The sequence below is a fragment of the Lysinibacillus sp. C5.1 genome, from assembly GCF_016350185.1.
Classification (GTDB): Bacteria; Bacillota; Bacilli; order Bacillales_A; family Planococcaceae; genus Lysinibacillus; species Lysinibacillus sphaericus.
Map to the genome: position 1 here is coordinate 2,315,417 of NZ_CP066226.1, position 20,111 is coordinate 2,335,527.

Consider the following 20,111-nt stretch of genomic DNA (forward strand, 5'->3'; position numbering starts at 1 on the left):
GTGCACATAGCTTTTTTTGTTGGTTATTACATTGCTTGTTCTTCGCCTTCTTGCGTTTGATTGGCAGTTGTTAGATAGAACAAGTCACGTGGTATTTTATATAGATTAAATTGTGCTTCTCCGCTGTTAACTTGTGCTAGTAATGTTGGGTGACTATCATTTGCACTTACAACATAAGGCAACTTTAAAGCGGCACGCTGTGATTTACTATTTTCTACTCGTATACGGAGGAAAACCGTATGGAAATTATAATCAAAAAATAATTCATTTAAGAAGAGCATTTTTGCTTTTTGGTTGTAACCTTGCCCTTGATAGGGGAGTCCTATCCACGTTCCGAGGAAGCCAGCACCGTCTTCCACATCATGAATGCTAATGGTGCCAATCGGTTGACCCCAATCATCAGTTATTGTCCTGGAGATAGCGAGCCCTCTCGCTTCTTCTTCGATTAGTTGCTTGGTCATAAACCAGTATTCGTCCGCAGATTGTGCCTTTTGGCGAACGAAGGGAAAAACAGATGGATGCGATAATAGCTCATAAAGCTCTGTACATTCATGTAGGTCTCGATGTTTAAGCATACGAAACGCCTCCTTTGCAAGGGTAGTTAAAACAATTCCGTTAAAGCATAAAGAATAAAACTAAAATTCGTACTGGAATTAAAAACCCAAAGAACTAGACGTTATAACTATGAAATCCATAATCTCCCGCTGTCTTACTGATTTTGCGACCATACCGAAAAATGGCTAGTTTTATTAATATAATATAACAAGTCTACTGCTTGGTGCAATCTTTTTGCTCTTTTAAACGAAAATTAAGTTTAATTGTCAGTTAATTCAGAAAAAAGGTGAAAGATATCATTTCCCTACTTTTGTTATATATGATTTAAAGTCTATTAAAGTTATATGTTTCATAAAAATGACGAAAAAAAGTATTTCCTTAGTATCGTTTTGCCTTGTGAAAAGTGAAATATTATCAAATTTTACTCGAAAAAGGATAGAATCTTTCGTAATTCAACAAAGTTAAATGATTGTAAATATGTTATAATACTAGTGTAATTTTTATTTTATAAATAAATACATTTATAACGAATTTATATATATATGTGACTTTATAATGGGGAGTGACATCATGGAATATCTTTTAAGCGAAAAACTATTCAATCAACTATTTATTGGAGAAGATTTCGTCTATTTAATGAAAAGAGTTGGAGACGATTATCAATATATTCGCTTAAATCAAGCTGCCCAAGCACTGTTATCCAATAACGCCATTGGAAAAATGCTATCTGCTGTTACTTCTAGTCGGAATTTTGTCATTATTCAAGAAAATTATCATCGAGCAATCGCTCAACATCAGCAGGTCGATTACGTCGATTATGCCTATGTTGAATCGGAAGTGCGAAAATATGAGACATCTGTCCGCCCGATTAAAGACGGAAATGAATACTATATTTTAGCTATTACAAAAGAAATCTTATATGACAGAAGTGTTGAAGATAAGTTTTTATTTATGCGGTCTATTTTTGACCACGCTTTTTTTTCAACCGTTATTTTATCTGCTGAAGGTACTATATTTGAAGTAAATACAAGCTTCATGGAAGATTTTGATTTGGATAACGATATGGTGAAACATCAGCCATTTATCGATTTGCCCATCATTCCAAAAGAGGAAATAGAAAAAATACAAGACTATTTACAAAGAGCAGCAATGGGGGAAAATATTGCAGAGAAGCTTATTAAATTACATACGTTGGATCAACAGGAGCGCATGTATTTAGTATCAATGTCACCAGTAATGCAAGGAGACAATTCCTTTGCTATTTTCTTAATCATGCAAGATTTTACGCAATTCACAGAACAACAGGCCGCATTGCGTTCGACATCCCATGGCCTTGAAGTGTACAAGGCAGCTTTAAATTCTGCCACTTCCATTGCTATTTTAGATATCGAAGGAAAAATCGTGGAAGTAAATGATTTATTTTTAAATGCTTCGGGATTTACAGCCAGTGAATTGCTAGGCCATCCTTATGACCTTATTGAACCCCGTAATAATAAAAAAAGCGTGTTTCAAGCAATCAATGAAACCCTGGCATTAGGAGAGGTGTGGCGAGGTGAGCTGTGCTACCGCACTAAATATCATGCAGACTATTGGGTAGAGGCTGCTATTGTGCCCTTGAAAAATGAATTTGGCCAAGTGGAGCAATATTTATCCATTAACTATGATATTACGGACAAGAAAAGAATGTTAACGGAATTAAAAAATATTGAACGGACATTCCGATTAATTACTGAAAATACAAATGATTTAATTGTCATCTTAAATGAAGATGGTATCATTATTTATGCCTCACCGTCTTACAGAATGTATTTAGGTTACGCATTTGTTGAATTACAAGGCCAGTTTTACAGTGATATTATTGATGAGCAAAGTAAACCAGCGTGGCAAGCGTTTCTAAATGATTTTACAGAGAAGACTGATACACAATTTGAGCTATTGCTTCAAGGGAAAGATGGTACACCAGTTTGGACAGAAGGAAATGTAACGGTCGTTCATGATACAGAACGCGAAACAATCTCACAAATTATTATGGTTTCACGTGAAATTACCCATCGTAAAGAACGAGAAAATGATTTACTTTATCTTGCTTATCATGATAGTTTAACGCAGCTACCGAATCGAAGGTATCTAACAAAGGAATTTCCCAAAATACTGATGGACGCACATGCCAAAAACGCTTGTATTGCCATGTTATATATTGATGGAGATGACTTTAAAGATGTAAATGATCAATTCGGACATGATATGGGGGATGATTTTATCCGCAAATTTGGTAATGTGTTAATTACCTCTGTGCGTAGTCACGATCTTGTTATTCGAATGGGTGGGGACGAATTTATCATTATTTTAACAGGTTTAACGCGTAAACCTGAAGCAAGGCAAGGTCAAATGATGCATATCATTAACCGTATTCGCAATGAATTAAAAAAAGGTTGGACAATCGAAAATCATTTCTTTGCACCTACTGCCTCTATAGGAATTGCCTATTATCCAGACCATGCAACTACATTAGAGGAGCTAATGGATTTAGCAGACCAAGCATTATATAAAGCAAAGGAAAGTGGGAAAAACAATTTATTTATAACTGGCCCACTTTAAAATAAGTCTGTACAAACGAGTATTTACTTGTGGTACAGGCTTTTTAAATGATGTTATGCTAGAAAAGAAGTTATTAGATTGAAATAGAAGGTGATTAGATGCCTAAAAAAATACTATTGGTAGAAGATGAAAAACATATCGCTCGTTTTGTTGAACTGGAGTTACAGCATGAAAGCTATGATGTGACCGTAGCCTTTGATGGGCGGGAAGGTCTTGCACTTGCTACAACAGAAAACTATGATGTTCTATTATTAGATGTCATGCTGCCGGGGATTAATGGAATTGAGATTTGTCGCCGCGTTCGTACGCAGTCTCAAGTACCCATTATTTTACTTACTGCGAGAGATGCAGTGATGGATCGAGTTGCAGGTTTAGACGCAGGAGCCGATGATTACATCGTGAAGCCTTTTGCCATTGAAGAATTACTGGCACGTATACGTACCATTTTACGCCGTGTGGAGCCTAATGAAAAAATGGTGGGTCATACATTACGTTTTCGAGATATTGAAATCGATATTGATGCATATGAGGTATTGGTGCAAGGGCAAAGACTTGATCTTACAAAAACCGAATATGATTTGTTGAAGTTATTAATAGAACATAAAAACCGCGTATGTACAAGAGAGCTTATATTAACTTCTGTCTGGGGGTATGATGCAGATATTGAGACAAATGTGGTGGATGTATACATCCGTCATCTAAGGACAAAACTACCTGGTGATTTAAATGCCTATATCGAAACCGTACGTGGGGTAGGATACGTGATGCGTGAATGAATAAAATAAAAGCCTATTTCAGCAATCTTTCTTTGCAAAGAAAGTGGATGTTGACATCGAGTGCGGTCATTTTTATTAGCTACGCTATAATTTGTATCGTCGTCTATGTTTCACTGCATACTTGGCTACTAAATGATGAAGTTAGTAAAGTGAAACGAACTAGAGATGATGTCGCTTCATTTTTAGAATCACAAGGGCCCAATATATCTATCCAACAAATCCAGCAAAATACAGGATTATTAAAATCGATAGTTGATCGCGATCAAACGGTTAGACTATATAATAATGATGGTATTGAAATTTTGCGAATTAATAATGCCTCCCAAGCTGCACCTCTTTCTCCCATGCAGAAAATTGTGCAAATGACCATTGATAAAAAAGAGGCATATGTCGTCAATGAGCCAATAAAGCTTGGTTTTTTTCAAGTATATATTCAAGTGATTCATCCGTTAACACGTTTTGAATCCTTAATGCGTTATTTGTTGACCGCCATGCTTATAGCAGGAGTCGGCGCATTGTTCCTTTCAGGTTCCATTGGGTATTATTTAGCGAATTATTTAACGAAGCCACTTCATGCATTGCGTGCATCAATGAAAACTGTAATGGACCAAGGTTTTAATGAACCAATACAGCTATCCTACTCATCACAAGATGAAATTGGTGACTTATTGAAAATGTACAATGCAATGATGAATGAGCTACAAATATCATTTGCTCAACAGCAGCAATTTGTTGCGGATGCTTCTCACGAACTGCGGACACCTATTCAAGCAATTGAAGGCCATCTCTCACTACTCAAGCGGTGGGGTAAGGATGATCCAGTGATTCTAGAAGAATCGATAGATACATCATTAACGGAAATTACTAGGATGCGAAAAATGATTGAAGAGTTGCTTGAACTCGCACGACGTGAAGAGAAAGATGACACCAGTGAAGCAAATCCGGTCGCGGTCATTGAAGGTGTCATAAGTGAAATGGCGAAATTGTACCCGAATGCAACTATTACGCTGTCGAAAAATGACGAAATAGGGGCTGTCTTTATAACACCGAATGCTCTTGCTCAAGTAATTCGCAATATAGTAGAAAATGCCATTCGTTATTGTGAAAAAGTTCCGGAAGTAAATATTTCCCTTTTTGTGAAGGGTGAAAAAGTAGAATTTCAAATAACAGATAATGGGATTGGAATAGCTGAAAAAAACCTTCCCTATATTTTTGATCGTTTTTACCGTGTAGATGAAGCAAGAAATCGTCAAATTGGCGGTACAGGCTTAGGGCTAAGTATTTCTAAAATGTTACTTGAAAAATATAATGCTTCAATAGAAGTCAAGAGTGAAGTAAATGTTGGAACCGTTTTCTTGTTGAAGATACCGCTAAAATATTAAGAAAAATACACGCTTTATTTAAGAATTTTAGCCTTCGAGAAAAAAATTGCTTAATTTGCTAAAAAGAGTTGTATTTTCTGTGAAGAGTAGTAAGATTGAGATGGAAAAAACGTTCTTTAAATTATGGATAAGTTGTGTCAAACATCCTTTTAATGAGCGGGAAAATATTATATAATTAATTGTAATTTAATTAATGGAACTGCCGATAGGCAAAATTTGGAGGTCATTTTTCATGTCGAACAACGTTACAACTGTAAGTTCTCCATGGTCAGCTTTCTCTGGTCCTAACTTAGGATATGTGATGGAGCAATACGACTTATTCTTACAGTCTCCTGAAGAAGTAGAACCGGAGTTAGTATCATTATTCCAACAATTTGGTGCACCAGTCGTAGTAGAAGGTGATGTAGCTGTAGTAAGTGGTTCAGCAGCTCCTGCTGGCGATTATAAAAAGGTATTGGCAGCTGTTAAATTAGCTGATGCAATTCGTTCACAAGGACATTTAGCAGCAGATATTTATCCTTTGAAAAATCGTGCACTTCAAACAGCGCAAATTGAAGAAAGTGCGTTCAACTTAAGTCCTGCGGATTTAGCAGAAATTCCTGCTGCTATCTTCTTCAAAGATGTGCCAGCGGGCGTGAAAAATGGTAAGGATGCAATTGATTATTTAAAATCTGTTTATACAGATAAAATAGCTTTTGAATATGGGCATGTTGTCGTAACTGAAGAACGTGATTGGATTCAAACTCAAATTGAATCTGGTTCTTTAAAACAAGCACTATCTTCAGATGAGAAAAAAGCGTTATTAGACCGTTTAACACGTGTTGAGAACTTTGAGAAATTTATTCACAAAACATTTGTTGGTCAAAAACGTTTCTCAGGTGAAGGTTTAGATACTCAAATCGTCCTTTTTGATGAAATTTTAAAAACAGTAGAAGCGAACAAAGTAGAAAATGTTCGTATTGGTATGGCACACCGTGGTCGTCTAAATGTGCTAACACATATTTTAAATAAGCCATATGACATGATGTTCTCTGACTTTGCACATGTTTCAAACGATTTATTTATGCCAGAGCACGGTCGACTTGAAATTACAAAAGGTTGGACTGGTGATGTGAAATACCACATGGGTGCTTCTTATACACGTGAATCAGGTATGAATGTCAAACTAGCGTATAACCCTTCACACTTAGAAGTTGGAAATCCGGTAGTATTAGGTTCTACTCGTGCAACACAAGATGAGACATCTAAGCCAGGGCAAGCTGTGCATAACCCAGCAAAAGGACTAGGTATCCTTGTGCATGGTGACGCTGCATTCCCAGGTCAAGGGATTGTAACAGAAGTGTTAAACTATTCTAAAACTGAAGGTTTCTCAACTGGTGGTACAATTCATATCATTGCGAACAATATGATTGGTTTCACTACGGAACTACAAGACTCACGTTCATCTGTTTATTCTTCTGACCCAGCAAAAGGTTACGAAGTACCAGTTGTACATGTCAATGCAGATAGCCCAGAAGCTGTAGCACAAGTAGGTCGTTTTGCTGCTAACTATCGCCAAAAATTCGGTAAAGATATTATTGTTGACTTAATTGGTTACCGTCGACATGGTCACAATGAAACAGATGACCCAACTGTAACAAATCCAGAAACATATAAACTTGTTGCAAAACATGATACAATTCGTACATTGTATGGTGCGCAATTAGTGTCTGAAGGCCTAGTTACTGCTGATGAAGTAGCAGCACTTGATGCAGCAATCTATGCTGAAATGCAAGTGGCTTACGATCATGTAAAAGAAATGGCAGCTAAAGATGAACATAAACAGATAGAGATGCCAGAAGAATTAAAAATTGAATTCCCACAAATTGATACAGCAGTAGGTGCTGAACGTTTACAAACAATAAACGAAGAACTTTTAGTGTTTGAACAAAACTTCGAGCCACAAAAGAAATTAGGTAAAATTTTAGAAAAACGTCGCGATGCATTTACTTCTGCTAAAATTGACTGGGGTCATGCTGAAACATTAGCATATGCAACAATTATTCAAGATGGCACACCTGTTCGTTTTACTGGTCAAGATGCGCAACGTGGTACATTCTCACAACGTCATTTAGTGTTACATGACAAAAATAACGGCAATGTATTTACACCACTTCACCATATCTCAGGTGCAAATGCTTCATTTACAGTTCACAACTCTCCATTAACTGAAGCTGGAGTTGTAGGCTTTGAATACGGTTACAATTTAGAAAAAGGCAATGTTTTATCTGTATGGGAAGCACAATTTGGTGACTTTGCAAACATGGCACAGGTGATGTTTGATAACTTCATTTCAGGTGCACGTTCTAAATGGGGTCAAAAATCAGGCTTTGTCATCCTTTTACCACATGGTTATGAAGGTCAAGGTCCTGAACACTCTTCAAGTCGTATGGAACGTTATTTACAAATGTCAGCAGAAAATAACTGGTTTGTTGCGAACTGCTCGAATGCAGGTAACTACTACCACTTATTACGCCGTCAAGCAGCAATGTTAGAAACAGAGGGTGTACGCCCATTAGTTGTTGTATCACCAAAATCTTTACTTCGTCATCCATTAGCTGCAGCAAGTGCTGAGCAATTAGCAGATGGTTCATTCCAAGAAGTAATTGAGCAACCAGGATTAGGTACAAAAACGGAATCTGTTGAGCGTATTGTATTAGGTACTGGTAAAGTAATGATCGATTTAGCAGACCGCGTGAAAGATGGAGAAGGCTTCGATCACTTACACATTGTGCGTGTAGAACAACTTTACCCATTCCCAACAGCGCAAGTAGCTGATATTATTGCTAAGTATCCAAATGTAAAAGAAATTGCATGGGTGCAAGAAGAACCTAAAAACCAAGGTGCTTGGAATTACGCATTAGAAACATTATATGAGCTATCTGAAGGTAAAAAGCTTCGTTATGTAGGTCGTCCTGCAATGAGCTCAACTTCAGAAGGCGATGCAGATTCTCATAAAGCAGCTCAGTCTGCTGTCATTGAAGAAGCAGTGGCTGAAACGGTTAAAGTTAAATAAACATATCAACATTACTGGAAGCTGGGCTACTTGCCTAAGGCGGTAGCCCTTTTATGTGCATTATGCACGTTAATCAAAGGAGGAAATGAAAGTGGCTGAAATTAAAGTCCCTGAATTAGCAGAATCGATTACAGAAGGTAGTATTGCACAGTGGGTTAAAAAAGTGGGCGACCGCGTGGAAAAAGGTGAATTTATCGTTGAACTTGAAACAGATAAAGTAAACGCTGAAATCATCTCTGAAGAAGCTGGCGTACTAACACAAATTTTAGCTGAAGAAGGCGATACTGTTCTTGTAGGTCAAGTAATCGCAGTTGTAGAAGCTGGCGAAGGTGCAGCACCAGCACCAGCTGCAGCACCAGTTGCAGCACCAGTTGCAGCAGCTCCAACACCAGCAGCGCCACAAGCAGCAGCTCCAACACCAGCACCAGTTGTAGAAGAAACTACAGGTGAGCGTGTCATTGCGTCTCCTGCAGCACGTAAACTTGCTCGTGAAAAAGGTATTGACCTTGCAGCTGTATCTCCAGTAGATCCACAAGGCCGTGTACGTGTTCAAGACGTTGCAGCTCATGGTACAGCACCAGTAGTAGCGCCACAAGCAGCGCCAGCAGCACCAAAAGCAGTAGTAGCTGTTGACGAATCTCGTGTTACAATTGAAAAAATGAGCCGTCGTCGTCAAACAATTGCTAAACGTCTATTAGAAGTGAAGCAATCAACTGCTATGCTTACAACATTCAATGAAGTAGATATGACAAACGTAATGGCATTACGTTCACGTAAAAAAGAACAATTCTTTGAGTCAACAGGCTCTAAGCTTGGTTTCATGTCATTCTTCACAAAAGCAGTAGTGGCTGCACTTAAAAAATACCCATATGTGAATGCTCAAATCGTTGGCGATGAAATTCACTTAAATAACTTCTTTGATATTGGTGTAGCTGTATCAACTGAAGAAGGTTTAGTAGTACCAGTTGTTCGCGATGCTGACCGTAAAAACTTTGCTGAAATTGAAGATTCAATTGCAGATTTAGCTAAAAAAGCTCGCGATAAAAAATTAGGTATCGCTGATCTTCAAGGCGGTTCATTCACGATTACAAATGGTGGTGTATTCGGTTCATTAATGTCAACACCTATTATGAACGGTACTCAAGCTGCTATTTTAGGTATGCACTCAATTAAAAAACGTCCAGTAGAAGTGAACGGTGAAGTAGAAATTCGTCCTATGATGTACTTAGCACTATCTTATGACCACCGCATTATCGATGGTAAAGATTCTGTAGGCTTCCTTAAAACAGTTAAAGAATTACTTGAAAATCCAGAAGATTTATTATTAAATTCTTAATATAGAAAAATATGTGTTCAAGCCCTGCAAATTTAACGGTTTGCAGGGCTTTTTGTTGTCCCTGTATAGGGAAGCTTCGGTTCTCAAGGAATAGACGAAATTTCGCCTTATACAATTGGTCTAAAGGCCTTTAAATGTAGAGAAATACTGAATCTTTTGTATTGCCGGTAGTATTGAACATGATAATATTTTATGGAAAAATATTAAATAATAATTACAACACTTCTACTTTCTTAGATGTAATTTATGGATTTTAGAAGGATAATAACCTAATTTTGTCATTAGTCAGAAAAATGATAAAACTATCTTGACGAATAGACTAGCTTTATAGTAATATCTAAATATCAATTAAATAAACAAACCTCACTGTTATCTATGTGAGGTAGAGGCGCGGTATTTATTAGTCCATTGCTGAGTTAAAGCAAGCGAAGACGTAATGGAGAAGGAAATATCGCCGAAGTATAAAAGGAGCTCGTACTTTTATGCTGGGTCTGCAGTGAATAAGTGCAGGACTGTCCTAGTAAATCTAATTCCAGTTTACTAGGTTGTGCTATCTCAGAATGATGGAAATTATAGTGAGGATTTGGGCAACTGTCAATAAAAGGTAAGACCTAAGTTCAAAACTTAGGTCTTTTTTTGTACAGTTGCTTTATTTTTTTTACAGAAAAGGGGAGTTTTAGATGAAAAGAAAATGGTTGCTATTTATGTTAACGGCAATGACAGCGATTTTGTTAGCAGCTTGTGGTGCTGGAGACAAATCGGAAGACAAAGCATCAGGTGATGCGGCGAAAGAAGAAACAGGTGGAGAATTCCGCATAGGTATGGAAGCAGGTTATCCTCCATTTAACTGGACACAGCAAGATGATTCAAATGGTGCAGTAAAAATTGCTGATAATGCAGAATATGCAGGCGGCTATGATGTACAAATGGCGAAAAAGATTGCTGAAGGTTTAGGAAAAGAATTAGTTATTGTCAAAATGGAATGGGATGGTTTAGTTCCAGCACTACAATCCAAAAAAATTGATGCGATTGTAGCGGGGATGTCCCCAACTAAAGAACGTAAACAAACAATTGATTTTACAGAAAACTACTATACTTCTGATTTCGTCATGGTAATTAAAAAAGGTAGTAAATACGAAGATGCAAAATCTATTCAAGATTTCTCAGGTGCAAAAGTTACTTCACAGTTAAATACGTCTAACTACAATGTAATTGATCAAATTAAAGGCGTAGTAAAACAGACAGCAATGGAGAATTTCTCTGCAATGCGTGTCGCTTTAGAAGCAGGCAAAATTGATGGTTATGTAGCAGAGCGTCCAGAAGGTATTTCCGCTGCAGCAGCGAATGACAAATTTACATTTGTATCATTCGAAGAAGGCTTTGATACAGATATTTCAAATACTTCAATTGCAGTTGGTTTACGTAAAGGTGATGCAAGTCTAGATAAAATCAATGAAATCCTAAAAGGTATTTCAGAAGATGATCGCCAAAAAATTATGGAAGAAGCAATTCTTCAACAACCTGCAGCACAGTAATTTCGTTGAGGTTGCGCCAAAATGGAAAATAGTATACTGGAAGTATTTCTAGTATGCTATTTTTTGATATAAAAGTATGAATCCTTGGAAATAAAAAGGATTTTTATTAAGCGGTGCAGCCTCAATCATTTTCGTTTATATAGAAGGGTAGCACCTTCTGATAAATGCTCATGTCTATGGTGTGTATCACATAATTTGAATAAAGCAACATCATTCAAATGAAGAGATGATTTCGCTAAGGCATATTTGATATCAAGCAACAACGCGTTGTTAGGAGGAACATCATGAGTTTAGATTGGATCATTTCTATAATAGAAAACAACTGGCAAATGTTTTTACGAGGTGCGTATTATACATTACTTATTTCAATTATCAGTACAGTCATTGGTGCATTTATCGGATTTTTTATTGGGATTATGCATACCATTCCAGTACGTAAAAAGGGTATAAAATATTATGTATTAAAATGTGTTAATTTTATACTGACATGCTATGTAGAATTTTTCCGTGGTACACCAATGATTGTACAAGCAATGGTAGTATTTTACGGACTAGATATTGCTTTTGGGATTGATATGCACTTTATTACGGCAGGTATTTTAGTCGTTTCGCTTAATACAGGTGCTTATATGGCAGAAATTGTTCGTGGAGGGATTGTTTCCATTGATAAAGGACAGTACGAAGCTGCTTCTGCTATTGGGATGGGACATGTACAAATAATGATGTATGTCGTATTACCACAAGTTGCGCGTAATATTTTACCGGCGACAGGCAACCAATTAATTATGAATATTAAAGATACGGCTGTTTTAAGTGTGATTGGCGTAACGGAACTATTTTTCCAAACGAAATCAATATCAGGTAATAACTTCCGCTATTTCGAATCATTCTTTGTTGCATGTGTGCTGTACTTTATCATGACATTTACGGCATCAAGAATATTATTATACGTTGAAAAACGCCTTGATGGACCGGATGCTTATCAAAAAGAATTAAAGGAAATTGACTAAGGAGGACGAACAAATGGCAATCATTCAAATAGAGCATTTAAGTAAATCATTTGGACGTAACCAAGTGTTGAAAGATGTGAATTTTAAAGTAGAAAAAGGAGAGGTTGTATGCTTAATCGGTTCATCAGGTTCCGGTAAATCAACACTCTTACGTTGCATTAATTTACTTGAAACGCCAAATGGTGGCGAAATTATTTATAAAGGGGAAAATATTTTAAACGAAAAGCATAATATTAAAGCTTATCGTACCCATTTAGGAATGGTTTTCCAACAGTTTAATTTATTTAACAATCATAATGTGTTAAAAAATTGTACAGTAGGGCAAGTAAAGGTGCTCAAACGTTCAAAAGATGAAGCAGAGAAAACAGCCTTGAAATATCTGAAAATCGTCGGTATGGATCAATACGTCAATGCTAAGCCACGTCAACTTTCTGGTGGTCAAAAGCAACGTGTAGCGATTGCGCGGGCATTATCGATGAATCCAGATGTAATGCTATTTGATGAACCAACATCTGCGCTAGACCCAGAAATGGTCGGGGAAGTCTTAAAAGTTATGCGAGAGTTGGCGGATTCAGGAAATACGATGTTAATCGTAACACATGAAATGGAGTTTGCGAAGGAAGTTGCAGATCGTGTTGTATTTATGGATAAAGGGGTAATTGTGGAAGAGGGGCCACCATCGAAGGTGCTAGTAAACCCAGAACATGAACGTACAAAAGAGTTTTTAAAACGAACGCTGAAGTAAGTGTAGCGTTCGTTTATCTTCAGCATCAATGGATTTCAGTCCGTGCTGACACTTGATAATGCTTCAGTCACATCTGTAATAGGAAAGCACTCCGTATCGGAAATCTACATGTAAAATGTAATAGCACTAGGCAAGCCCCACCATGAAAAGTCGCGGTAGGGCTTACGAGTGCTAGGAAAGTATTTTTAAAGTAAAAACAAGTTTCTACAGTCTTAAGGGAGTTCCATAACATATGGACTCATTTATTTTCTAGAATTCCATTCTGCATATAAAATAAAGCAAATGGCAAATGCAACAGCGATGATAAAAAACCATTGCGGAACACCACCAAAACTCATAACAACACCTCTAGTATCATTTTATTAGGGTAAATGTGTAAATAAAACGTCATTAAGTACAAAATATAGACTTCTATAGTTTTTTCTCCACAAAAGAGCTAAAATCGTATAAAATAAACAATAGACGTTAGCTAAGTGCTAGTAAAGAGAGGTAGAGAAATTATGTTACATTTAAAATGGAAAGATGCGCCAACACTTCGTACGGTTACTTGCAAACATACGAATGCATCAAAATATTTAGTATCCAACGTATTAACAGTAGGAAAAGAGTATGAAGTGAAAAATGAAACAGAAGAGTTCATTTTCATTATTGACAACACGGGTAATATCGGTGGTTACTACAAAGAGTATTTCGCATAAAATGAGTAGGGGTGTCACAGAGAACTTCTGAGACACCCCTTTATATATTTAGCGACCCAGTATATTATTCCTTCGTTGTTTTTTTCATCCCAGCAACATCTAGTTGTAAATGTTGTCTATCCTGTTCTGTCGCAGTATGCAAAGCAAAAACATCTTGAATGGCCGTTTTAAGCTCCTGCTGTGTTTCTTTAAATTTCATTACTTGCTGTTCAAAAGTAGGACTAGTAAAGCGCTCGTTTGTTCGTGCCAGTCTTTCTTCCAATTGATTGTAATGATGATCCATATTCATGGATAACATCATAGCCAATTGATTTTTCCAAAGAGGAATGAGTGTCACAATTGAAAACTCTATTTTCTCAGCAAGCGTTTGATTAGCTTGTTGAATCATGCGTATTTGAGGGGCAGTTTGTAATGCAACCTGCTGGGACACTTGTAAATCATAAATACGTTGGTCGAGTCTTTCCAGTTGTGCTGTGAAATCATTGAGCTGCTGAATAGCTAGCGGTTGTTTAGTTGTTTGTACAATATCCACTTTTGTAGGTAACTCTACTTCAATGGCTTGCTGTTTTTTCATCAGTCCAGCTGCAATGGCAGTTGCAAGCTCTTCAAAAAATCCTCTATTGTGTGCATATAGCTGTTCTAACATTTCTACGTCTTTTAACAGTTGTAGTTGAGCACGTTCGAGTTGAACACCAATTCGTTCGACTTGAATACTAATGCGTTCAAATTCCGTTAATGTTTGTTTGACGCTAGGACTCGTTTTACCGAACATTTTTTTAAAGAAGGAAGGTTTTTTTGGCTCTAGTGCCGCAGGGTCTACACGGTCTAATGTTTGCATTAAGGAATCTAGCATTTGACCAATTTTTGTGACATCTTTATCCTTCACTTGGGCAAGCATACGATCTGCAAATTGAGAGACTGCACGTTGAGAGTCTTGACCTAATGATAATACGGATTCAAAACTACTTAGGTCAATTTGACTTGCATATAAAAGTGCACGACTTTGGGCAAGAGGTGACAGTGTCTCATAGGTCTCCATCGCTTCTTGATTTGACGATGCTAAATAGCTTTGTACAAGAGGTGAGATTCCTTGCAATGAATCTAAATGGACGAAAGCATCTCTGTTAGCTGTCATTTTTCCTCGCCTCGCCATTCCAATTGTTCTTTCCGTTTTAAATTGGAACGGTTTGCGAATTCAATTTCCATTTGAAGATGATCGATATCATTAGAGAGTGCATCCTTTAAATCAATTTGAAACGTGGAATTTAAATCCGCTAATGTTTCACGCGTTTTTGATAATGTAATTTGGATTTCTTTATCTTTGACAGGCTGTTTTGACAACATAGTATACTTTTCAGTCAATTCAACAGCAGAAGGAAGATGCGCATAGAAAAATGGCTCCACGTTGTAAAACTTTCTTGGATCAGTTTTGACAATTTTGATAATGTTTTTTGAAATACGTGTCATTTCGAGTAATTGCTTAAAGGCTGACACGGAACGTACTCGTAAATAGTTTTGGCTTAATGTTTGAATATGTTTGTTAGCTGTCGATAGCTGTAAATCAATATGTTTATACTCATCCTTTGTAATTCCTGCTATGTGCATAACTTTTCTTTTTTGATTTAGTTTTAGCAAAGTTGTGCTCGTTGCATAGGTGCCAGCGAACAAACAACCACCAAGGAAGAATCCTGGATTTGCCGCAAACGCTGTAATAGAAACAGTTGATAGAGAAATTAAAAGGCTAGCGGTATGTCTTGAGAAAAACTGTCCGATACTGAGCATCGTTTCTTCCTCCTTGCTTTTCAATATGTCTATCTTTTAATACGTTAAAATCGACATAAAGTTTCAATAATTATCTTAAGACTTACATAAATTTTACTGCTAATTGCTAAGTTTCTCAATAAATACACTTGTCAAATGGGTAGAATTCACATTTTGCTAGGCGTGTATTCTTTATAGTATGTTCGTTTTATAGAAGACCATTAGCAAAAGTCCGTCACTTACTGTTTTTTCTTGTGTAAAATGACAAGTAGAAAAAAGAAGTCAGACTTAAACAATGTCCGACTCCATACGTACATAACCTTTTAAATCGTCGAAAAGTTCTAAAGCAAAAGAATTTGAATCTGCTTGTAGGCTAACACCCTTTTGAACAAATAGTAGAAATTCATCAATTGCTTTTTTTGAACCTTCTACCTCTACTTCTATTTGCTCTTGAGCATTCAACTTGCAATAACCTTTCAAGCCTAATTCTATCGCTTTTTGTTTGATAAAAAAGCGATATCCTGTTCCATAAACATCTCCGAAAAATTTAATCAGCGCTCTCTTGTTCACGCTAAAACCTCCCAAAAGTAGAGGAGGGTAGTCCCTCCACCTTACTGCATAACACGTTCTTTTTCCAAGTACGTAATTAAATTATTAATATAGAATAGAACACGCTTCGAGGCCTCGTCTACCTCTTGTAAATGGCCATCAGCCTTTTGAATATTGCCTTCTTGATATGCTTCCGCAGCTAACTTAGCCGATTTATGCACTTGTAGGTGATATTCGTCTAATTCACGATAATCTTGTAAATGACCAAAACGTTCCACTGTCCGAGGAGCAGTATACCATTTACCGAGTCGGCATTCAGTATGTGAAGACACGTCACTTGGTTGCACTTCTTCTAAACCAAGGAACATATTATAAATACGCCATTTCCATAAAATATGGTCTGCTTTTGAAAGTTGTAATAAAGCAATGGAAGATAACTGGACATTATTATTTGCGATAATATCATTACGGAAACGATTAATTTCTTGCCCGAGTAAGTGTATATCGCTGGATGTATTATAACTATAATCACGAATATCATCTTGATGGCCTGAAATTTCAATCATTCGTGCTGATACTTCGTCTATGGCAGCAGCTTGCTCCTGCGAAATGGCAGCTGTATTGGTCACATCGAGATTAATCCCTTCAATTGCAGCAACAATAGCATTTAGCAGTGGTAATGATTGTTTTGCCTCAATTGTAGCTTCCTTAATAATCGTTGTTGTTTCCGTTATGGAATGTGATACATCATTGGAGTAACTTTTCAGATGGTGAACATTTGTTGATACTTCACTAAGAGCGGAAACCGTTCCTTCTGCTAATTTACGGACTTCTTGCGCTACTACAGCAAATCCTTTGCCATGTTCACCAGCACGAGCAGCTTCAATTGAGGCATTCAGTGCAAGTAAGTTTGTTTGATCGGCAATTTGGTTTATTAATGTCACAACGTGTTCGATATCATTGACACGTTTTTGTAACTCAGTAAACGAATCAACGATATTAGTAAACGTTTCTTCCGTTTTAAAAATTTCTGATAAAGCATGCTCAATGGCATTCTTACCTTTGACAGCATGATCAACTGATTCCGTTGTTTTTTCAGAAATATGCGAGGACATCCGAGCAACTTCATTGATTGATGCGGCAATTTCCTCTGTTGCAGCAGTAGAAGATTGTATTTCTTCATTTTGTTTATCTAAACTAAATACTAAATCTTTCATGTACATAATTTTTGCATTTACATCCATAAGTGATGAAATTTCAGCGACAACGTTCTCGATTATACGCTCTGTTAATACTTCCACAAGCAGTTCCTGGTCCACATTGACAGCTGATTGGAAAGATTTCATATACTCAAAAGCTTTGTATGGTTTTAAACCAAAGTTATGTAAAATGTAAGTCGTAATATAAAAGGCAAATTGGTTAAATACTACAATTAACTTACCAGGTTCATATTGGTTTTTTCGAAACAGATTGAAAAACTTTACCGTTTCATCCACATATTCATCATCACGAGTGGCCAAGAAAAATTGTGTTAAATAGCGACTAATATTTTCTTCACTAATCGTTTGTTGAGAGGAGGGAGAGATTTCATTTAAATAATTTTTAAATATTGCATTCATAGAAGGCGTAATATCCTTCAATTTATAAAAGAGAGCTTTTAAATTTTCTTCATCTTGTTTATTAAAATGATTAAATGCCAATGTCTTGTTGAAACGGCCTGTTGCACTTAAGTTGGTCCCTCGCTTTAGCAATTGTTCTAGCTCGGCCTTAGGTCGAATACTTGAAAACATAAAAAAAATACCTCCCAAATTAAATAATGAATAATAAGGTAATAATAGCATATTGCAGGGTGTTTTAATAGACATTTCAGAAGTGTTTGCTAAAATTAGAATATCTTATAACAGCAAGGAATGTGGCAAATATGTATACAATACTTTACATGAAAGCTGACTATGAGCCTTGGTGGAAATTTGAAGGCTGGGAAGCTTTTATTCAAACGCAAGAAACGTTTGATACAAAAGAGCAATTTGAGCAAGCATTACAACGGAAATTAGCGCATTTCCGATCAGTATATGAACATGAAGCGACTAAAGAGGGTGGTTTTTGGGCTTTTTGGTCTGAAGATGAAAGTTTTTACTGCGAAGCTTGTGATGATGATGCGCAAGTATACCATGGCATAATGGCTTTTGAAGGACATTGTTAAATAAATTTTCAAATTAATTAAAAAAACAATTTTCTTTATTTGACAAAATTATGAATGATGGTATACTTAACTTAACAATTTAATTGCTTCACCGGAAACATGGATTCACATATTACAAAAAGTGATCGCGTTAGTTCGGTACTCTTTGTAATATGTGAATTTTTTTAATTCGTTGAAGAAATTACATATTGTTCACTTTTATTTTTTTGGAGGTTTTTTTAAATGAAACAAGGTACAGTAAAATGGTTTAACTCAGAAAAAGGTTTTGGATTCATCGAAGTTGAAGGCGAAAACGACGTATTCGTACACTTCTCAGCTATCCAAGGCGAAGGTTTCAAAACACTTGACGAAGGTCAAAAAGTGGAATTCGAAGTTGTAGATGGCAACCGCGGACCACAAGCTGCTAACGTAACTAAACTTTAATTCTCGGTAATTAAAATTACTTTCGTTAAAAAAAGGCACCCTATTTTTATAGGGTGCTTTTTTTGTATACTTTTGCGCTAGTTCGACAATAGTAAGGGCAGGTATTTTGCTATGGACTCGTTTTCAATAGCTCATTTTTAATTATTAATAGGATTATTTTTTCGTTTTGGGGTAAAAGGAAATTAAAGTAGAAGGAGGCAGCTCAACATGGATAACAACGGAAACAAACAGAATAAGCAGGAACATCATGATTATTATCAAACATTGCGGAAGAAACTTGTACAATTTTTCACTTCAAAAACAGGGAAGAATCATCGATATGCTGATTATTTATTATTTGTACCTGATATATTTCATTTACTAATTAAAATCGTGACAGATCCTGCAATTGACTCTAAAAGTAAAACATTAATTGGGGCAACCATTACGTATTTTATTTTCCCAATGGATGTTTTACCAGAAGGTATATTTGGTTTTGGCGGTTTTCTGGATGACTTGATGTTAGCCACGTATGTTCTTAATATGACGATTAATAAATTGGGCCCTGAAGTGATTGAAAAACATTGGACTGGTGATGAGAAATTGCTTGGACTTTTACAAAAACTAACAGAAACAAGCGAGGAACTTTTAAGTAAAATGCCTGCAAAATCAATTGTTACAAACTATCTGCACAAAAACAAAAAATAATTATATTATGTTAACTTAAATTGTTCCGAATTAAAATCCCCCATTCTTTTAGAAAGGGGGGATTGTTCGCTTTGTTCACTGTACCTTCTCCACGTACTGCAAACTATAATTTAACCTTCACTTCAGTACCATCATTTGCTTTGACATCCACTAGTACGATTCCTTTATAATTTTTCAGCTCCCGAACAATATGTTTGAGCACTTCTCTATCTATTGGTGGAAAAGTAAAGTCTATTTTTTTTCTTTCGAAGTGATCTTTTGTCCATTTGTTTGCCATTAGCTGGATAAACTTTGAAGTTAAAATGGAAATAGCGATATTGACAAATGCATATGGAATAGGAATGGTGAAGCGCACACCTTTTGCTTTTACTTTGACATACATCATAAGCGTTTCACTATTCAATAATAACTGAAACGGTATCCCCGTCTGCAGATTTAATATCAACAATTTGGCCATCTAATTCGTTTTCGATTGCTTCTAAGATAAGGTTGATATCTATATCTTTAACATATTTTTCTGATTGAGGTATGCTTGCAGCAATGCTGTGACCTGCCATTAATATTACTTTTACAAGTTTTATAGGCAAATTAACTGTAACATTATCATTTTCGGCAGAAATCACACGAATTTTTAATGTTTTATCTAAATAGGTAGTTGGTTTTTCTAACGATATATTTCCCGTTTCTTCTTTATCCTTTAATGCTTGAATTAGTTCAGATCCTTTGTCTGCATCAATTTTTCCTTCTTGAATCATGGTTAACACTCTTGAAATTTCTTCTTTCATCATTGATTCCTCC

19 protein-coding genes and 1 riboswitch are annotated in these 20,111 nt (G+C 36.3%); of the genes, 12 read left to right on the top strand and 7 right to left on the bottom strand.

The features are described from left to right. Positions 1–26: 26 nt before the first annotated feature. Entirely contained in the window at positions 27–575 is a 549-nt protein-coding gene (locus I5435_RS11210; protein ID WP_024361631.1) for a GNAT family N-acetyltransferase, read from the bottom strand. 550 nt (positions 576–1,125) lie between these two features. Between I5435_RS11210 and I5435_RS11215 the strand changes: the two genes are divergently transcribed. The 9 genes from I5435_RS11215 to I5435_RS11255 all read left to right on the top strand — a co-directional run bounded on the left by I5435_RS11215 (position 1,126) and on the right by I5435_RS11255 (position 13,690). Next, complete coding sequence (locus I5435_RS11215; RefSeq protein WP_337983833.1) at positions 1,126–3,153, top strand: diguanylate cyclase domain-containing protein; 2,028 nt, start codon at positions 1,126–1,128, stop codon at positions 3,151–3,153. 98 nt (positions 3,154–3,251) lie between these two features. After that, positions 3,252–3,929 (top strand): response regulator transcription factor, encoded by a 678-nt coding sequence (locus I5435_RS11220; RefSeq protein ID WP_024361633.1) that lies wholly within the window; start codon positions 3,252–3,254, stop codon positions 3,927–3,929. Next, a complete protein-coding gene (locus I5435_RS11225) occupies positions 3,926–5,311 on the top strand; it encodes a sensor histidine kinase (RefSeq protein ID WP_337983834.1) in 1,386 nt (461 codons plus the stop codon). The genes I5435_RS11220 and I5435_RS11225 overlap by 4 nt, the downstream gene beginning before the upstream one ends. 232 nt (positions 5,312–5,543) lie before the next feature. Continuing rightward, positions 5,544–8,366, top strand: a complete 2,823-nt coding sequence (locus I5435_RS11230; protein WP_025219556.1) for a 2-oxoglutarate dehydrogenase E1 component — start codon at positions 5,544–5,546, stop codon at positions 8,364–8,366. 91 nt (positions 8,367–8,457) lie between these two features. Next, on the top strand, positions 8,458–9,702 hold the full coding sequence (gene odhB, locus I5435_RS11235) for a 2-oxoglutarate dehydrogenase complex dihydrolipoyllysine-residue succinyltransferase (protein WP_337983835.1): 1,245 nt from the start codon (positions 8,458–8,460) through the stop codon (positions 9,700–9,702). A gap of 375 nt (positions 9,703–10,077) precedes the next feature. After that, positions 10,078–10,263, top strand: a riboswitch (Lysine riboswitch). Between the two features lie 119 nt (positions 10,264–10,382). After that, a complete protein-coding gene (locus I5435_RS11240) occupies positions 10,383–11,237 on the top strand; it encodes a transporter substrate-binding domain-containing protein (RefSeq protein WP_337983836.1) in 855 nt (284 codons plus the stop codon). A gap of 284 nt (positions 11,238–11,521) precedes the next feature. Further along, positions 11,522–12,247: an amino acid ABC transporter permease gene (locus I5435_RS11245; RefSeq protein ID WP_024361638.1), complete on the top strand. Its 726-nt coding sequence runs from the start codon at positions 11,522–11,524 to the stop codon at positions 12,245–12,247. Positions 12,248–12,260: 13 nt separating this feature from the next. Next, complete coding sequence (locus I5435_RS11250) at positions 12,261–12,992, top strand: amino acid ABC transporter ATP-binding protein (RefSeq protein WP_024361639.1); 732 nt, start codon at positions 12,261–12,263, stop codon at positions 12,990–12,992. Between the two features lie 500 nt (positions 12,993–13,492). Then, complete coding sequence (locus I5435_RS11255) at positions 13,493–13,690, top strand: DUF6501 family protein (protein ID WP_025219552.1); 198 nt, start codon at positions 13,493–13,495, stop codon at positions 13,688–13,690. A gap of 64 nt (positions 13,691–13,754) precedes the next feature. Here I5435_RS11255 and I5435_RS11260 read toward each other — a convergent pair whose 3' ends face one another. The 4 genes from I5435_RS11260 to I5435_RS11275 form a co-directional block, all read right to left on the bottom strand. After that, positions 13,755–14,825 carry a toxic anion resistance protein gene (locus I5435_RS11260; RefSeq protein ID WP_258842112.1) on the bottom strand — a complete coding sequence of 357 codons (1,071 nt, stop codon included), beginning with the start codon at positions 14,823–14,825 and terminating at the stop codon, positions 13,755–13,757. Further along, on the bottom strand, positions 14,822–15,472 hold the full coding sequence (locus I5435_RS11265) for a 5-bromo-4-chloroindolyl phosphate hydrolysis family protein (RefSeq protein ID WP_024361642.1): 651 nt from the start codon (positions 15,470–15,472) through the stop codon (positions 14,822–14,824). Before I5435_RS11265 ends, I5435_RS11260 begins: the two co-directional genes overlap by 4 nt. 267 nt (positions 15,473–15,739) lie before the next feature. Then, positions 15,740–16,021 (bottom strand): acylphosphatase, encoded by a 282-nt coding sequence (locus I5435_RS11270; protein ID WP_024361643.1) that lies wholly within the window; start codon positions 16,019–16,021, stop codon positions 15,740–15,742. A gap of 41 nt (positions 16,022–16,062) precedes the next feature. Continuing rightward, entirely contained in the window at positions 16,063–17,790 is a 1,728-nt protein-coding gene (locus I5435_RS11275) for a methyl-accepting chemotaxis protein (RefSeq protein ID WP_337983837.1), read from the bottom strand. A gap of 131 nt (positions 17,791–17,921) precedes the next feature. Here I5435_RS11275 and I5435_RS11280 point away from each other — a divergent pair, with 131 nt between their 5' ends. The 3 genes from I5435_RS11280 to I5435_RS11290 all read left to right on the top strand — a co-directional run bounded on the left by I5435_RS11280 (position 17,922) and on the right by I5435_RS11290 (position 19,313). Continuing rightward, positions 17,922–18,203 (top strand): DUF1033 family protein, encoded by a 282-nt coding sequence (locus I5435_RS11280; protein WP_024361645.1) that lies wholly within the window; start codon positions 17,922–17,924, stop codon positions 18,201–18,203. Positions 18,204–18,425: 222 nt separating this feature from the next. Next, positions 18,426–18,626 carry a cold-shock protein gene (locus I5435_RS11285; protein ID WP_004230088.1) on the top strand — a complete coding sequence of 67 codons (201 nt, stop codon included), beginning with the start codon at positions 18,426–18,428 and terminating at the stop codon, positions 18,624–18,626. A gap of 207 nt (positions 18,627–18,833) precedes the next feature. After that, entirely contained in the window at positions 18,834–19,313 is a 480-nt protein-coding gene (locus I5435_RS11290; protein WP_024361646.1) for a YkvA family protein, read from the top strand. 103 nt (positions 19,314–19,416) lie between these two features. Here the strand turns inward: I5435_RS11290 and I5435_RS11295 are convergent, their stop codons facing one another. Together I5435_RS11295 and I5435_RS11300 are read right to left on the bottom strand one after the other, a co-directional pair. Continuing rightward, on the bottom strand, positions 19,417–19,698 hold the full coding sequence (locus I5435_RS11295) for a hypothetical protein (RefSeq protein WP_337983838.1): 282 nt from the start codon (positions 19,696–19,698) through the stop codon (positions 19,417–19,419). 10 nt (positions 19,699–19,708) lie between these two features. After that, complete coding sequence (locus I5435_RS11300) at positions 19,709–20,098, bottom strand: SHOCT-like domain-containing protein (protein WP_024361648.1); 390 nt, start codon at positions 20,096–20,098, stop codon at positions 19,709–19,711. Positions 20,099–20,111 lie beyond the last annotated feature (13 nt).

What these genes read in the sequence shown, in the direction of transcription:
- I5435_RS11210 (WP_024361631.1), bottom strand. Translation starts at nt 575, where the DNA reads ATGCTTAAACATCGAGACCTACATGAATGTACAGAGCTTTATGAGCTA.
- I5435_RS11215 (WP_337983833.1), top strand. Translation starts at nt 1,126, where the DNA reads ATGGAATATCTTTTAAGCGAAAAACTATTCAATCAACTATTTATTGGA.
- I5435_RS11220 (WP_024361633.1), top strand. Translation starts at nt 3,252, where the DNA reads ATGCCTAAAAAAATACTATTGGTAGAAGATGAAAAACATATCGCTCGT.
- I5435_RS11225 (WP_337983834.1), top strand. Translation starts at nt 3,926, where the DNA reads ATGAATAAAATAAAAGCCTATTTCAGCAATCTTTCTTTGCAAAGAAAG.
- I5435_RS11230 (WP_025219556.1), top strand. Translation starts at nt 5,544, where the DNA reads ATGTCGAACAACGTTACAACTGTAAGTTCTCCATGGTCAGCTTTCTCT.
- I5435_RS11240 (WP_337983836.1), top strand. Translation starts at nt 10,383, where the DNA reads ATGAAAAGAAAATGGTTGCTATTTATGTTAACGGCAATGACAGCGATT.
- I5435_RS11245 (WP_024361638.1), top strand. Translation starts at nt 11,522, where the DNA reads ATGAGTTTAGATTGGATCATTTCTATAATAGAAAACAACTGGCAAATG.
- I5435_RS11250 (WP_024361639.1), top strand. Translation starts at nt 12,261, where the DNA reads ATGGCAATCATTCAAATAGAGCATTTAAGTAAATCATTTGGACGTAAC.
- I5435_RS11255 (WP_025219552.1), top strand. Translation starts at nt 13,493, where the DNA reads ATGTTACATTTAAAATGGAAAGATGCGCCAACACTTCGTACGGTTACT.
- I5435_RS11260 (WP_258842112.1), bottom strand. Translation starts at nt 14,825, where the DNA reads ATGACAGCTAACAGAGATGCTTTCGTCCATTTAGATTCATTGCAAGGA.
- I5435_RS11265 (WP_024361642.1), bottom strand. Translation starts at nt 15,472, where the DNA reads ATGCTCAGTATCGGACAGTTTTTCTCAAGACATACCGCTAGCCTTTTA.
- I5435_RS11275 (WP_337983837.1), bottom strand. Translation starts at nt 17,790, where the DNA reads ATGTTTTCAAGTATTCGACCTAAGGCCGAGCTAGAACAATTGCTAAAG.
- I5435_RS11280 (WP_024361645.1), top strand. Translation starts at nt 17,922, where the DNA reads ATGTATACAATACTTTACATGAAAGCTGACTATGAGCCTTGGTGGAAA.
- I5435_RS11285 (WP_004230088.1), top strand. Translation starts at nt 18,426, where the DNA reads ATGAAACAAGGTACAGTAAAATGGTTTAACTCAGAAAAAGGTTTTGGA.
- I5435_RS11290 (WP_024361646.1), top strand. Translation starts at nt 18,834, where the DNA reads ATGGATAACAACGGAAACAAACAGAATAAGCAGGAACATCATGATTAT.
- I5435_RS11295 (WP_337983838.1), bottom strand. Translation starts at nt 19,698, where the DNA reads ATGATGTATGTCAAAGTAAAAGCAAAAGGTGTGCGCTTCACCATTCCT.
- I5435_RS11300 (WP_024361648.1), bottom strand. Translation starts at nt 20,098, where the DNA reads ATGAAAGAAGAAATTTCAAGAGTGTTAACCATGATTCAAGAAGGAAAA.